A 12,966-nucleotide genomic window follows, 5' to 3' on the forward strand; every position below is an offset into this window, starting at 1 on the left:
GACGTACAGCGGGCAAAATGGCCCGCTGTTTTTTTTGCGTTGTCCAGGCTCAGGACCGATTGATCAAAGCCAGAGGATAACGGTTGCGCGATGCACACTGGCCAACCCTGGCCTCGCTCCTCGCGGACGAGGTCTTTCGGCCCTCGAAACGTGCCTCGCCCTCCTTATGGAGATAAACGTGGCGCAGAATATATACGACAATCCCGATTTCTTCGCCGGCTACAGCCGATTACCTCGCCAGGTGCAGGGGCTGGACGGCGCGCCCGAATGGCCGGCTGTCCGGGCTATGCTGCCCGCGCTAACCGGCAAGCGCGTGGCCGATCTGGGCTGCGGCTTCGGCTGGGCCTCGCGCTGGATGCGCGCGCAGGGCGCGGTCTCGGTGCTTGGCCTCGATCTGTCGCAGAACATGATCGCACGCGCCAAGGTCGATACCTCGGACCCGGCCATTGAATATCTGCTCGCCGATCTCGAGACATTGGAGCTGCCCGAAGCGGCTTTCGACCTCATCCACAGCGCCCTGACCTTCCACTATGTCGAGGATTTCCGGCGCCTCGCGCGCATGATCCACAAGGCGCTGGCCGGCGGCGGAGATCTGGTCTTCACGATCGAGCATCCGATCTTCATGGCTGCGGCGCATCCGCATTGGATCGCCGATGAAGATGGCCGCAAGACCTGGCCGGTCAACGGCTACTCGGTCGAGGGCGAGCGCCGCGCGGACTGGTTCGCCAAGGATGTGCTTAAGTATCACCGGACCCTCGGAACGACGCTCAACACGCTGATTGATGCGGGCTTCGAGTTGCGCCGGGTCGAGGAATTCGCCCCGACGCGCGAACAGATCGAGCGCTTGCCCGAACTGGCCGAAGAGCTGGAGCGGCCGATGATGCTCCTGGTCTCAGCGCGAAAGACAGAACCGCGTTGAGAGTCGAGCCGCCCGCCTCGCATGACACGGGCGGCTCGCGATTGACTACCACCTTTAAAGATCGATGGCCGCTATGCGGGAGAAGCAGCAGTCATCTGACGCCTTCGGCCATTTTGGGACCTAGCTGAACATCTTGTTGATGTCGCCGCCGGGATAGCCGTTGGCGAATTCGCCGAAGGTGCCCTTCTCCGCCATCTCCTTTGACGCCTTCATGAAGCCGGCCCATGCCATCCGCGCCAGCGAAGCGCCGACGCTGACGCGACGCACGCCGAGATCGGACGCCGCCTGCAGCGACGGGCCGGCCGCGCCGACCAGGAGATTGACCGGCTTTGGATGCACCGCTTTCACGACCGCCGAAATCTCTTCCGGCGTCGCGATGCCGGGCGCATAGAGGCAATCGGCGCCGGCGTCGGCATAGGCGGTGAGCCGGTCGATCACGAGCTTCAAATCCTTCTGCCCGCGCAGGAACGCCTCGCAGCGGCCGGTGAGCAGCACCCCGCTCTTGTCGGCATCGATTGCCTGGCGCGCTGCCTTGATGCGATCGATCGCCAACGCGCGATCGAACAGCGGCTTTGCGTTGTCGCCGGTAAAATCCTCGATCGACAGGCCGGCCACGCCGGTCTTAACCGCGCGCGCGACATTGGCGCCGACCTTGTCCGGCTCGTGCGCAAAGCCATCCTCGAAATCGGCATTAACAGGAATATCGACCGCCGCGCAGATCGCGGCGAGATGGGCGCAGACGTCGTCGACGGTGACATGGTTGTCGGCCTTGCCCAGCGTCCAGGCGAAGCCGGCGCTGGTGGACGCCAGCGCCTTGAAGCCGAGATGCTGCAACGCTTTCGCGCTGCCGACGTCAAACGGATTGGGGATGATGAAGCATCCGCTCTCGTGCAACTTCCTGAATGCGGCGCGTTTGTCAGCAGATGTCAGCATGGGTCGCTCCCCTCGGTTTGCTTGGCGCCGCCTACATAGTAACGCTGCGTCTGCTCCGCCAGATGTCTCACGCCACGACCTTGCGCAGAAACGTCCGCTCCTCCGCGAGGATGAACTTGTTCTCCTCGGCGAAATCAAAATTGGCCTTGCCTTCGCTGTCCGCGCGCAGCCGCGTTCGGTAGCTTTCGTAAGATGCAAGGCTGTCGAACGAAATCAGCGCGAATGCGATGTTGTTGGTGCCCTCGTGCGGCATCCAGTAGCCGATCAGGTCGCCGCCGCATTTCGGAATGATGGTGAGCCAGTTTTTGGAATATTCTTCGAACAAGGCGCGCTTGAACGGGTCGAGTTGATAGCGGATGAAGACGGTGACGGTCATGATGCTCTCCAATGTTTCCCCGTCATTGCGAGCCACCCGTTCGGCGCAAAGCGCCGCCGGATGACAGGCTCCGCGAAGCAATCCATCGCTCCACAAGCGGAGGAATGGATTGCTTCGTCGCTGCGCTCCTCGCAATGACGTTCGAGGCGAGACTACCCGCTTGCCCTACCGCGATGCTTCGGCTATCATCGAACTATGAAAGCAGGTCCTGATATCGCTATGGTCGCCTCCCTGGTCGGCGATCCCGCCCGCGCCAACATGCTGACCGCGCTGATGGACGGCCGCGCGCTGACCGCGAGCGAGCTGGCGCACCAGGCCGGCATCACGCCGCAGACCGCGAGTTCGCATCTTTCCAAGCTTGAGACCGGCGGCCTGATCGAGCCGGAGAAGCAGGGCCGCCATCGCTATTACCGTCTCACCGGCCCCGATGTTGCGGGCGTGCTCGAAGGGCTGGCGGGCCTTGCCGAGCGCGCCGGGCACACGCGCGTGCGCACTGGGCCGAAGGAGCCGGCGCTGCGCCGCGCCCGGATCTGCTACGATCATCTGGCCGGCGATCTCGGCGTGCAGATGCTCGACAGCATGCGAAAGCAAAAGCTGGTCCGACAAACCAAACAGGCGATCGAACTCACCGGCGAGGGCAAGCGCTTCATCGCCGAGGCGCTGCAGATCGACGCAGACATGCTCGCCCATCCGCGCCGGCCCGTGTGCAAGGCCTGTCTCGACTGGAGCGAACGGCGGCACCATCTCGCCGGCACGCTGGGCGCAGCGGTAATGAACCGCTTCACCGAATTGAACTGGGCGGCGCGCGATCCCGCGCCCGGCAGCCGCGTCGTGAACTTCACGCGCACCGGCGAAAAGCGGTTCGCTGCGCTGTTTGGCGGCAGCGAAGCTCATTCGTGATGGCTTGAACTTCTTGGACGTACGCACAAACCAAGCGATGCTGTGCTGCCCCCCTCCGCCCTCATCCTGAGGAGCCGCGCCAGCGGCGTCTCGAAGGATGGGCCACGGGCCTCATGGTTCGAGACGGCGCTTACGCGCCTCCTCACCATGAGGATTAATCAACTCGCGCTCTCGCCAAAACGTGAAATGCAAAGTCTTTACAGCGCGCGAGGACGGCATCAATTCAGCTTCATCTTGAGATGGAGTTTGCGATGCGACCAATTCTTGCCGGCGTGCTCACTGCCGCCCTTTGCACTCAGCCCTTGCTGCCGGCCGGAGCCGCGGAAGCCGCGCAACGCGAACCCTACGGCATTGGTCTCGAAGGTTTTGCCTATCCCTACCCGGTCCATATGCTGCCGCTGGTCAACGATGGCGAGCAGGTGCGGATGGCCTATATGGACATAGCTCCCGCGCAAGCGAATGGACGCACCGTGGTGCTGCTGCACGGCCGCAATTTTCCATCGAGCTACTGGGCGCCGGTCATCAAGACCTTGAGCGATGCTGGTTACCGCGTGGTCGTGCCGGACCAGATCGGCTTTGGAAAATCATCGAAGCCGCAAGGCGATTTGCATTTCGATACGCTGGCGCGCAACACGATCGCGCTGCTCGATCATCTGCAAATCGCCAAGGCCGACATCGTGGCGCATTCGCTCGGCAGCATGCTCGGGGTGCGGATCGCACGCGCCTACCCTGACCGGATCGCGCATCTGGTGCTGACCGCTCCGATCGGGCTGGAGGATTACCGGCTCTACGTGCCGCCGACGCCGACCCAGAAGATATTGGAGAACGAAGATAAACTCACCGCGGACGCCTATCGTAAACAGCTCGAAACCAACTACGCCCTCAAACTGCCGCCCGAACAGATCACGCCCTTCATCGACGCGCGCTTCAACATCAAGGGCAGCGCCGAGTATCCCCGCTGGCTGCGCGCGTTCGTCAGCTCGGCACAGATGATCTATCGCGAGCCTGTCGCGCACGAGATTCCGCTGATCACGCAGCCGACGCTGTTCGTGATGGGCGCCGACGATCATAACGCGCCGGGAAAAGCCAATGCGCCGGACGCGCTGCGCCCGAAGATGGGGCAGAACGCCGAGCTGGCCAAGGGGCTCGCCGCCAAGATGGCACGCGGCCGGGCCGAGGTGATTCCGAACACGGGACATCTGGTCTTTTTGGAAGCGCCGGCGAAATACGACGAACTGTTGCTCGGATTTCTCGCTGTCGCCCCATGACAAATCACCACATGACAAATCACGACATTCATGTTCCATTCAGGTGTTCGCTACTAGGTTGCGAACGTGCCGCCTTGCGGCCAAGAACGGGAGAAAATATGAAGTACCTTTTCGCAGCAGTTTTGGCCCTGGGTACCGTTGCCAGCTTCAGCGCGGCGGAAGCCGCGCAAGGATGCGGCCCCGGCTGGGCTCGCGGCCCCTATGGCCGCTGCCAGCCCGTACGCCGGGCCGTTGTGGTTCGTCCAGCCCCGGTCGTCGTGGTGCGGCCTCCAGCTCGGACCGTCGTGGTGCGGCCCGGCCGCGTGTGCCCCTACGGCACCGTTTGGCGCTACGGACGCTGCCGTGCTTACTGAGAATTCGCAAGCATGACAAAGCCCCGCTCGCGCGGGGCTTTTTTTATTGCTTCTAAATAATCCGCGGCGAAGTCTTACCAGTAGCGACGGCGCCAGTAGCGGCGGCGCCAACGACGGCGGCGATACCAGCCCCAGTGCCTGCGGCGCCAACGGCGGCGGCGCCAGCCCCAGTACCTTCGGCCCCAACCGCGACGTCGGCCGCGGCCCCAGCCCACTTCTTCGGGCGTGAGACGATCGACCTCTTTGTCTGACGTGACAGCAGGTTGAGCATCCTTGTTGGCGGGCAGCTTCGCGTCATCGGCGAGCGGTGCCGGCATCAGCGGCGCGGCCTCCGCGCTCGCTGCGAGCGCGACACCGCCCGCGGCAAATCCAAAGGCGAGCTTCAGAAAGTGGCGGCGTTCCATCACATCCCTTCCTCCGTTTGCTGTGTGCAAGAAAGAGAGTTTCGATGTGCTGAGATGAACGCGCAGTGAACTGCGTGTTCAGCTTTGCTCCGAACGGAGTCGATCGAGAATTATTTTCGCGCGCTGTTGTTTGCAGCGGAACTTTTGTCGTCTTTGCGGTATTTCTGCGTCGCGCGCATGTGTGACCACGCGTCTTCTCTACGGCGGACACGTCGTCTCGCGTCTTACGCCACGCGCTCCTCGGCAAGCACCAGCACCTCGCGCGTCCGCGTCACGTCCGGCCAGTCGCGGTTGAAGTCTGCGACCAGGCGTTTCATCTCCGGTCCCTCGATCGCGCGATCGAGCGCAGCTTTATCGGTGAATTGGTACATCGCCTCATGCAGCGACGGATCGGTCGCGCTCCAATAACGCCATGCCTTCGACGCGCCGAACGATTTCATCGCGTCCGGCAGATGCTCTCGCGAGTACCAGGTGTCGAAGGCCGCTCGCTTGGCCGGATCGGTCACAGTGGCGCGGACGACGAAAAGGGCTGCGGGCATGTTTCTTCTCCCTCAGTTCTTGTAGGGTGGGCAAAGGCGCGCAGCGCCGTGCCCACCATTTCATTCAGCGTTGTTGGAGGGAATGGTGGGCACGCTGCGCTTTGCCCACCCTACATCCCTTCAACACGCAACTGTCACATGCTCCGTGATATCAAGGCCGCGCGCAATGCGTTATCCGAGGTGTCTTCCATGTCCGTCCGCCATCGCTCCGCCCTGTTATCCGCGCTCCTGTGCCTGACCGCGATCCTTCCTGCCGCGGCTGAGGACATCCTGCTGCCCCGCGAGCCGCAGATCGGGCCGCGGCCGTTCTATCTCGTCGACAAGATGAAAGACGGCCCGCTGAAGCAACAACTCAGCCAGTGCACCGGACCGTTTCGCAAGACCGATTTTTCCATCGGCCACCGCGGCGCCGCGCTGGAATTTCCTGAGCATACCAGGGAGTCCTATATCGCCGCCGCCCAGATGGGCGCCGGCATCATCGAATGCGACGTGACGTTTACAAAAGACCGCCAGCTCGTCTGCCGCCATTCGCAATGCGACCTGCACACCACCACCAACATTCTGACCGTGCCCGAGCTTGCCGCAAAATGCACGCAAGCCTTCAGCCCGGCTGATTCCGCGGCCGGTAAGAAAGCCTCCGCAAAGTGCTGCACGTCAGATATCACGCTCGCCGAATTCCGGCGGCTGCGCGCGAAGATGGACGGCTTCAATCCCGACGCGAAGACGCCTGAGGAATATCAGAACGGCACGCCGCGCTGGCGCACCGACCTCTATGCGAACTCCGGCACGCTGATGACGCACGATGAGAGCATCGCGCTGATCAAAAGTCTCGGCGCCAAGTTCACGCCTGAGCTCAAGGCGCCCGAGGTGCCCATGCCGTTCGACGGCGATTACACCCAGGAGAAATACGCATCGCAGATGCTGGACGCCTACAAGAAGGCCGGCATTCCGCCGAGCGATGTCTTTGCGCAAAGCTTTAATCTCGCCGACGTGCTCTATTGGGTGAAGACCGAACCGGAATTCGCGAAACAGGCGGTCTATCTCGAAGACCGCTACGAAAAGCAGGGTCTCGATCCCAACAAGCCGGAGACGTGGAAACCGTCGATGGCGGATTTAAAGGCGCAAGGCGTCGCGATCCTCGGCCCGCCGATCTGGACAATGCTGACGCTGAACGACAGACAAGAAATCGTCCCGTCCAAATACGCCAAGGCCGCCAAGGCCGCCGGCCTCGACCTGATCGGCTGGTCGCTGGAACGCGACGGCCCGCTCAACAAGGGCGGCGGCTTCTATCACAAGTCGATCAAATCGGCGGTTGACCGTGACGGCGATACGCTGACGGTGCTGGACGTGCTCGCCAAACAGGTCGGCATCCGCGGCATGTTCTCGGATTGGCCGGCGACGACAACGTTTTACGCGAGTTGTACGGGGATGAAGTGAGGCTTGTAGGGTGGGCAAAGGCGCGTTTGCGCCGTGCCCACCATTCATCCACAATCTCATTTGGATGATGGTGGGCACGCTTGCGCTTTGCCCACCCCTACATCTACTGCCAGACCTCATCCTGAGGAGCCGCGACAGCGGCGTCTCGAAGGATGAATGGCACCAGCGGGGCCCCATGGTTCGAGACGGCGCTAAAGCGCCTCCTCACCATGAGGGTCCAACACCTACGCCGGCTCCAAGCCGAGGGCCTGCGCGGTCTCGATCCAGGTTGGCAATTCGCGCTGATACAGAGCATTGCTTTCCTTGAAACCAAGCGCCGGCTCCAGCACGAACGTCGCGAGAACTTCCTTCACTTTCGGATCGTTGTTGGCGGCCACGCAGAGTTCCGAAAGCCGATCGACGATCGGTTGCGGCGTCGCCTTCGGTACCGCCCAGCCCGTGAATTTCGATGTCGCGCCTTGCTCGGGAAGGGTCTTGACGTTCGGGATCGCGGCGACCTTCTTCGAATGCACCGCAAACACCACACCGTGGTTGCCTTGCAGGACGGGTTGAGCGGCCGTGTAGCTGCCCATCGCGACGTCAAGCGTGCCGTCCATCAGGCCCGTCCACATCGGCGCTTCGCCGCGGTAGTGGATCGGTTCTATCTTGAGGCCATACTGCTTGTTGAGTTCGTTGATCGTCATATGCGGGGCCGAGCCCGCGCTATAGGTGCCGAAATTCACCTGGCCCTTCTTGCGCGCGAACGCGACGAAATCGTCCAGCGTCTTGACGCCGGACGCCAGGCTCGCGACCAGCAGCAGCCCGGCGCCCGGAATGATGCTGACGAGCGTCAGGTCTCTGTCCATGTCGTAGCCGGGGTTCTTCATCATCACCCGGTTCATCACATAGGTGGTCGAAATCGAGCACAGGATGGTGTGGCCATCCGGCGCCGCGCGCGCCACTTCCGCCGCGCCGATCGAGCCGGAAGCGCCCGCCTTGTTTTCGATGACGACGTTCTGCCCCACCTGCCTGGAGATGAAATCGCCGAAGGCGCGCGCGAGCAGATCCGTCTGCCCGCCTGCCGGGTAGCTGCAGACCATACGGATATTCCGCGACGGCCACGCTGCTTGCGCGGAGGCGCCACGCGACAGCAAAGGCATCGCGGCAGCGGCGGTACCAGCCGCGATGAAATGACGGCGGTTGAATTTTAAGGGCATCTTTCCTCCTTGGTTTTTCAAAGAGGGTATCCCATCACCCGGCTTCTGCCATAACAGAAAGCCGGGACAGATTAGCGCAGTTAACAAAATCCGGATCTTTCGCCACAACTCGCGGGCGTGTCAGCTCGATGATAGCATCTGGAACTGCAATTTTCCGAGAGCTGGAAAATGTGGTGCGGTGATGCTCGGTTGAGTGAACTCGAGTTCAGGATGCCGGACGCAGCATCGGCGTCACAACTGGCGAAGAGCCGCTTTGGATTCTGCCAACAATCTTGAAGCCGTGGCGTTCATAGAGCGAAATGTTACGCGGGTTCGAGCTTTCGAGGTAGGCCGCGATCCCCTCCTCGTCGCATCGTCGGAGCGCATGTTTCATCAGCAACGAGCCAAGTCCCTGCCCGATCCATTTCGGATCAGCGGCGATAAGGGGCAGATACCAGTGCGGCTCATGCGGATGATGTTCGGCCATTCCTTTCATGATGGCCCCGATATCCCCTGATATCTCCGGGCGCAGGGACTCCTCCATGATTGCGTTCATTTCCGCTTCGTCCGGCTCGACGCCTGGTGGCAGCCATAGGGCGGCAGCGCGAGCCCCTTCGGTGATGTAGGCTGTGCCGTGCTCGAAAGCACCGCCGCCGAAAGCATTGACCATCCGCGGCATTATTCTGAGGTATACGGACGGATCGGGCCAAGCAAAACGCGCCATCGGGTCGGCCGCAAAGCCGAGCACAATGGTGCTGATCGCGCTTGCCCGGTTGTTCGCGTCTGCGGATATGACTTCCGGCACCGCCGACATCGTGTCGCTCCCTCGGTCACTCACCGTCGATCCAAGGGTCAATCGTACTTTACCTTGGGGAAAAAGTCTCCACGCCCCTCGGGGGTCATGTCGAGCAGACCCCACAAGGGGTCGACCAGATCCCCGGCGCGATGATGTTGATTGGGTTCGGTTGGTGCGAAGCTCATCTCCGAACCCCAGAAGTGACGGATTGCTTCGCCGCTTTTCTTGAACACGTTGAAGATCGTTTCGTCCCAGTTCTCGCCGTCCGGAACGCGATGCTGTGCACGCAAGCCCTTGGGAAACTTCGACGTGTCACCAAAATAATCCGCGTCGTAGCTATTGCCCGCCGTAGACACCAGCGGCAGATGGTCCCAGCCGCGCTCGTGAGCCCACGCGGCAAGACGTGCGATTGGGGATTTCGCGACGATGTAAAGTGCAGCTCGCTGGCCGATGTGCCTTGCCGCGCCGTCGATCCCATCGAGCAGGTGCGTGCAGCCGGGACATGGCAGCTCCCGCTCGGGTCCATACATGAAGCTGTACAGAATGAGCGTGTCATGCGGACCGAACAGCTCGGACATCTTGACCTTCTCAGGCGCTGCATTCTTGCCGATCCGCTCGAATACATAGTCTTCCGGTACTTCGCCGCCGAGCGGCAAGGCGCGGCGCTTGGCTGCGACAGCTTCAATGTGGGCACGCAGCGCGATCTCTTCGTCTAGAAGCGCGTTTCTGGCAGCACGATACTCGGCGGTTTCGTTCGGGTAGCGGAGATGCTCCATGGCTTCCCTCCGGATTGAAGATCTGTGAACCCATAAACTCATCCGTGAGTAGCGAGTTCCTATTGCACCCGCTTGCCGCAACACACCCGACGCGCTGCACAAATGTGACCTTCCAAGTCAGTTATCTTTGCGTAACCTCTGATCAATGAATGGCCGCCGTTGGCGTGGCCACCGGCGAAGGCTCCGCCTTTTCGAGCGCGCTGGTAACGTCCTTCGCTCCTGCGACCGGGCGGCTGATGGGAGGCGGCGGCCCGCCGTCCAGGGCTGGCAGGCTAATGGTCGCCTGCAGCCCCTTCTGCTTGTTGGTCAAGACGATATCGCCGCCGTGGTGGCGGACAATGGTCCGGGCAATGGAAAGGCCGAGACCTACGCCCCCTGTTTCGCGGTTCCGCGAATTCTCCATCCGGAAAAACGGCGTAAAGACCTGCTCTTTGGCACCGTCTGGAATACCTGGGCCGTCGTCCGAGACGGTGATTTCGACACTATCGGCTTGCCTTTCCACGCTGACGCGCGCTCGTTCGCCATACCGGATGGCATTTTCGACGAGGTTGCGGCACGCGCGGCGCAGTGCGTCTGGCCGGCAGCTATAGCTGATCTTCTGCCCTTCAGAAAAGGAGATGTCATAACCGAGTTCGGCGAGATCATCGCAGAGACTTTCCACGAGGGCCGAGAGGTCCACAGTCCGCGTGCTTTCTGCGGTTGCATCCTCGCGAGCAAATGCGAGAGTCGCCTCCGTCATCGTCTGGATCTCGGCAATTGTGGAGAGCATTTTCGCGCGAATGTCCTCGTCGGGCACGAATTCCGCACGCAAACGGAGCGAGGTCAGAGGTGTGCGCAAATCATGGCCGATGGCGGCCAGCATTTTGGTGCGGTCGTCGACGAAACGGTGCAGGCGCTCTTGCATGCGATTGAATGCCTCTGCAGTACGCCGGATATCGTCGGGGCCGGTTTCCGGCAGCGGTACGATCTCCTGACCACGGCCGAAGGCTTCGGCCGCTACCGCCAGGCGGCGCAATGGTTGCGCGATGCCTCGAGCGGCGAATACGGCAATGATCGACAACGACAACGCGGAAAGGCCGAGTGCCAAGGTGGATTTGGAGGTCCAGAAGCCGTCTTGCGCGGGTTTGGCAAACGCTGTGTTCAGCCATGCGCCGTTTGCCAACTGAACGGCCAAGCCCATGCCGGTGGCATCATCGAGATAGAGAAACTTCGCTGGTCGGGACAGCGGCCAGGCTTCCGGCCTCAGGTCGATCCAATGTGAGGAGGTGGCGCTGCTACTGCTGGCGGAGTTTCGGGCGAAATCCGGTCGCACCTCGGCGGGCACGCTGTGGCCGGCAAAGGTCACGCGCGGCAATGGCTGCGCCAAACGCTCCCATGCTTCCTCTCGCCACGCGGAGGCATCCTTCAGACCGTTGGTCGATATCCAATATCTCGCTGAACTGGTGTTGCTGGCATTAAGGATATCGCTCTGCAGCGCCGGAGGCATCGCCTCCAGGACCCGGGCGAGCGAGGCGCACCGGCTCAATATCTCGCCTTTCGCGGCCTTCCGAATCGCCTGCCCGTGCTCATCCCAGGAAATGAAGAACACGATGGCTTGCGACAGCACTAAAGACAGCAGCGTGAAACAGATGAAACGGGCCGCAAGACTACGCTTCCACAAGCCCATCATGGCTGCTCGACCTGCGCGGCGAGGCTGTATCCTCCGCCCCAGTGAGTCTTGATCAAGGCTGGTACTTTCGGGTCGGCCTCAATTTTCTTCCGTAAGCGGCTGACCTGATTGTCGATGCTCCGGTCGAACGGATCGGCATCCCGGCCGACCGTCAGGTCGAGGAGCTGATTGCGGCTGAGCACCAGGCCGGGATGGTCGAGAAATGCACACAACAGGCGGAACTCCGCCGTGCTGAGCGGCACAGCAACGCCGTCATCTCCCGTCAACTCGCGCCTGTTGACGTCAAAGGTCCATCGATCAAAACGTACAACCTTGGTCGCAAGCCGGCCCTTTTGCGGCGGCAGGCTTTGGACTCGTCGAAGCACTGCTTTGATGCGGGCGAGGAGTTCGCGTGGATTGAATGGCTTGCTCACATAGTCATCGGCACCGACTTCCAGGCCGACGATTCGATCGGTCTCTTCAGCCATCGCAGTCAACAGGATAACGGGAAGGTCCGTGGTGCTGCGCAGATGGCGGCAGAGGGACAGTCCGTCCTCACCCGGCATCATGACGTCAAGAACCACCAGGTCCGGAGCACTTCGTTCGAGCAAGCGGCGGAGTGCAACAGCGCTCTCCGCAAGACTGATGCGGTAGCCATGCTGCATCAAGTATTTGCCGACCAGATCGCGAATATCGCGATGATCATCCACTACGGCGATGTGAGGTGCCGAGTCCATCTAGTTTGCTCCGTCCCGGATCATACTGAAGTCCTGCACCCACCCCATCGAAAAAGTGTAACAGAATGTATCGGCCGCGTATGATCGAGCGAAATCAAATGCTTGTGGCTGGCTTCACTGACAGCGTCGCGGCATCGGGATCGCAGGATCCCGATGCCGGCCGATCCGAGCGGGAACCGGCCTCAGGTGCATGATTCCCCGATCTGGCTGAAACAATCTAGGCGCAAGCTGTCGCAGAACGTTGTCCCGGTGAGCCAACTTTGTCGCAATTTGTCGCAAACCGGTATGCCTGTTCAGCCTTGATGCAACTTAAGAAGCCGCATTGAGAGCAAGGTCATTCAGGAGCGGATGACAGGAGCGGCCATCACCTTGGCCGCAACTGTCGCGAACTATGCAATGCAGTATTCCTGAGACAGATCGCGACAATTTCCGGCAGCGGTCGGCAAAGTTCTGCGACATCCGGACCCCATCGTGCGCACGCTCAACGAAGCAGGAGCGTTACATGTACGATGCGATGCACGCCGTTTCCCGCCGGGCCGTTCCGGAAATCTCGAAAGGCTCATCGGCCGAGGGCGATGAAGACCACACTACACCGACGGGACTGCTTCTTCGTAGAGCCGCAGTGCGGATAGGTTGGCTGCTCGTTTTCGTGTTGCGGAATACCTCGGCCTCCACCACCCCACCTGATTTGATGTACTGTGGAGA

Annotated in this window: 14 protein-coding genes; 5 read left to right on the top strand and 9 right to left on the bottom strand. The window is 61.4% G+C overall.

Annotated features, from left to right (window positions below; translation table 11 throughout):
- Nucleotides 1-178: 178 nt before the first annotated feature.
- On the top strand, nt 179-919 hold the full coding sequence (locus YUO_RS0120660) for a class I SAM-dependent methyltransferase (RefSeq protein ID WP_028348990.1): 741 nt from the start codon (nt 179-181) through the stop codon (nt 917-919).
- Between the two features lie 120 nt (nt 920-1,039).
- Here the strand turns inward: YUO_RS0120660 and YUO_RS0120665 are convergent, their stop codons facing one another.
- Together YUO_RS0120665 and YUO_RS0120670 are read right to left on the bottom strand one after the other, a co-directional pair.
- Nucleotides 1,040-1,852, bottom strand: coding sequence for an isocitrate lyase/PEP mutase family protein (locus YUO_RS0120665; RefSeq protein ID WP_028348991.1), 813 nt, complete (start codon nt 1,850-1,852; stop codon nt 1,040-1,042).
- Nucleotides 1,853-1,919: 67 nt separating this feature from the next.
- Nucleotides 1,920-2,228, bottom strand: a complete 309-nt coding sequence (locus tag YUO_RS0120670; RefSeq protein ID WP_028348992.1) for an NIPSNAP family protein — start codon at nt 2,226-2,228, stop codon at nt 1,920-1,922.
- Between the two features lie 195 nt (nt 2,229-2,423).
- On the opposite strand from YUO_RS0120670, the gene YUO_RS0120675 reads away from it, so the two are divergent.
- The 3 genes from YUO_RS0120675 (at nt 2,424) to YUO_RS47825 (ending at nt 4,749) form a co-directional block, all read left to right on the top strand.
- Entirely contained in the window at nt 2,424-3,128 is a 705-nt protein-coding gene (locus YUO_RS0120675; protein ID WP_028348993.1) for an ArsR/SmtB family transcription factor, read from the top strand.
- Nucleotides 3,129-3,379: 251 nt separating this feature from the next.
- Nucleotides 3,380-4,396: an alpha/beta fold hydrolase gene (locus YUO_RS0120680; protein ID WP_028348994.1), complete on the top strand. Its 1,017-nt coding sequence runs from the start codon at nt 3,380-3,382 to the stop codon at nt 4,394-4,396.
- Between the two features lie 98 nt (nt 4,397-4,494).
- Nucleotides 4,495-4,749, top strand: coding sequence for a GCG_CRPN prefix-to-repeats domain-containing protein (locus YUO_RS47825; RefSeq protein WP_083754652.1), 255 nt, complete (start codon nt 4,495-4,497; stop codon nt 4,747-4,749).
- 74 nt (nt 4,750-4,823) lie between these two features.
- On the opposite strand, the gene YUO_RS0120685 is transcribed toward YUO_RS47825, so the two are convergent.
- Nucleotides 4,824-5,153 (bottom strand): twin-arginine translocation signal domain-containing protein, encoded by a 330-nt coding sequence (locus tag YUO_RS0120685; protein WP_035727196.1) that lies wholly within the window; start codon nt 5,151-5,153, stop codon nt 4,824-4,826.
- A 224-nt stretch (nt 5,154-5,377) separates the two neighbouring features.
- Nucleotides 5,378-5,692, bottom strand: coding sequence for a hypothetical protein (locus YUO_RS0120690; RefSeq protein ID WP_028348996.1), 315 nt, complete (start codon nt 5,690-5,692; stop codon nt 5,378-5,380).
- Between the two features lie 189 nt (nt 5,693-5,881).
- Here YUO_RS0120690 and YUO_RS0120695 point away from each other — a divergent pair, with 189 nt between their 5' ends.
- Complete coding sequence (locus YUO_RS0120695) at nt 5,882-7,129, top strand: glycerophosphodiester phosphodiesterase family protein (RefSeq protein WP_028348997.1); 1,248 nt, start codon at nt 5,882-5,884, stop codon at nt 7,127-7,129.
- Between the two features lie 224 nt (nt 7,130-7,353).
- Here YUO_RS0120695 and YUO_RS0120700 read toward each other — a convergent pair whose 3' ends face one another.
- The 5 genes from YUO_RS0120700 to YUO_RS0120720 form a co-directional block, all read right to left on the bottom strand.
- The gene (locus YUO_RS0120700; protein ID WP_028348998.1) at nt 7,354-8,325 is read right to left on the bottom strand and encodes a Bug family tripartite tricarboxylate transporter substrate binding protein; all 972 of its coding nucleotides are present in this window, start codon (nt 8,323-8,325) and stop codon (nt 7,354-7,356) included.
- Nucleotides 8,326-8,530: 205 nt separating this feature from the next.
- Nucleotides 8,531-9,118 carry a GNAT family N-acetyltransferase gene (locus YUO_RS0120705; RefSeq protein WP_028348999.1) on the bottom strand — a complete coding sequence of 196 codons (588 nt, stop codon included), beginning with the start codon at nt 9,116-9,118 and terminating at the stop codon, nt 8,531-8,533.
- Nucleotides 9,119-9,156: 38 nt separating this feature from the next.
- Nucleotides 9,157-9,876, bottom strand: coding sequence for a DUF899 family protein (locus YUO_RS0120710; RefSeq protein ID WP_028349000.1), 720 nt, complete (start codon nt 9,874-9,876; stop codon nt 9,157-9,159).
- Between the two features lie 142 nt (nt 9,877-10,018).
- A complete protein-coding gene (locus YUO_RS41265) occupies nt 10,019-11,545 on the bottom strand; it encodes a sensor histidine kinase (RefSeq protein ID WP_051379545.1) in 1,527 nt (508 codons plus the stop codon).
- Complete coding sequence (locus YUO_RS0120720; RefSeq protein ID WP_028349001.1) at nt 11,542-12,261, bottom strand: response regulator; 720 nt, start codon at nt 12,259-12,261, stop codon at nt 11,542-11,544. The genes YUO_RS41265 and YUO_RS0120720 overlap by 4 nt, the downstream gene beginning before the upstream one ends.
- Nucleotides 12,262-12,966: the final 705 nt, after the last annotated feature.

The sequence above is a fragment of the Bradyrhizobium murdochi genome (genome assembly GCF_000472965.1).
In the GTDB taxonomy this organism is placed as follows: Bacteria; Pseudomonadota; Alphaproteobacteria; order Rhizobiales; family Xanthobacteraceae; genus Bradyrhizobium; species Bradyrhizobium murdochi.

Excerpts from the sequence above, each read along its gene's own strand:
- YUO_RS0120675 (WP_028348993.1), top strand. The coding sequence starts at position 2,424 with ATGAAAGCAGGTCCTGATATCGCTATGGTCGCCTCCCTGGTCGGCGAT.
- YUO_RS41265 (WP_051379545.1), bottom strand. The coding sequence starts at position 11,545 with ATGATGGGCTTGTGGAAGCGTAGTCTTGCGGCCCGTTTCATCTGTTTC.
- YUO_RS0120680 (WP_028348994.1), top strand. The coding sequence starts at position 3,380 with ATGCGACCAATTCTTGCCGGCGTGCTCACTGCCGCCCTTTGCACTCAG.
- YUO_RS0120665 (WP_028348991.1), bottom strand. The coding sequence starts at position 1,852 with ATGCTGACATCTGCTGACAAACGCGCCGCATTCAGGAAGTTGCACGAG.
- YUO_RS0120700 (WP_028348998.1), bottom strand. The coding sequence starts at position 8,325 with ATGCCCTTAAAATTCAACCGCCGTCATTTCATCGCGGCTGGTACCGCC.
- YUO_RS0120685 (WP_035727196.1), bottom strand. The coding sequence starts at position 5,153 with ATGGAACGCCGCCACTTTCTGAAGCTCGCCTTTGGATTTGCCGCGGGC.
- YUO_RS47825 (WP_083754652.1), top strand. The coding sequence starts at position 4,495 with ATGAAGTACCTTTTCGCAGCAGTTTTGGCCCTGGGTACCGTTGCCAGC.
- YUO_RS0120705 (WP_028348999.1), bottom strand. The coding sequence starts at position 9,118 with ATGTCGGCGGTGCCGGAAGTCATATCCGCAGACGCGAACAACCGGGCA.
- YUO_RS0120690 (WP_028348996.1), bottom strand. The coding sequence starts at position 5,692 with ATGCCCGCAGCCCTTTTCGTCGTCCGCGCCACTGTGACCGATCCGGCC.
- YUO_RS0120710 (WP_028349000.1), bottom strand. The coding sequence starts at position 9,876 with ATGGAGCATCTCCGCTACCCGAACGAAACCGCCGAGTATCGTGCTGCC.
- YUO_RS0120670 (WP_028348992.1), bottom strand. The coding sequence starts at position 2,228 with ATGACCGTCACCGTCTTCATCCGCTATCAACTCGACCCGTTCAAGCGC.
- YUO_RS0120695 (WP_028348997.1), top strand. The coding sequence starts at position 5,882 with ATGTCCGTCCGCCATCGCTCCGCCCTGTTATCCGCGCTCCTGTGCCTG.
- YUO_RS0120720 (WP_028349001.1), bottom strand. The coding sequence starts at position 12,261 with ATGGACTCGGCACCTCACATCGCCGTAGTGGATGATCATCGCGATATT.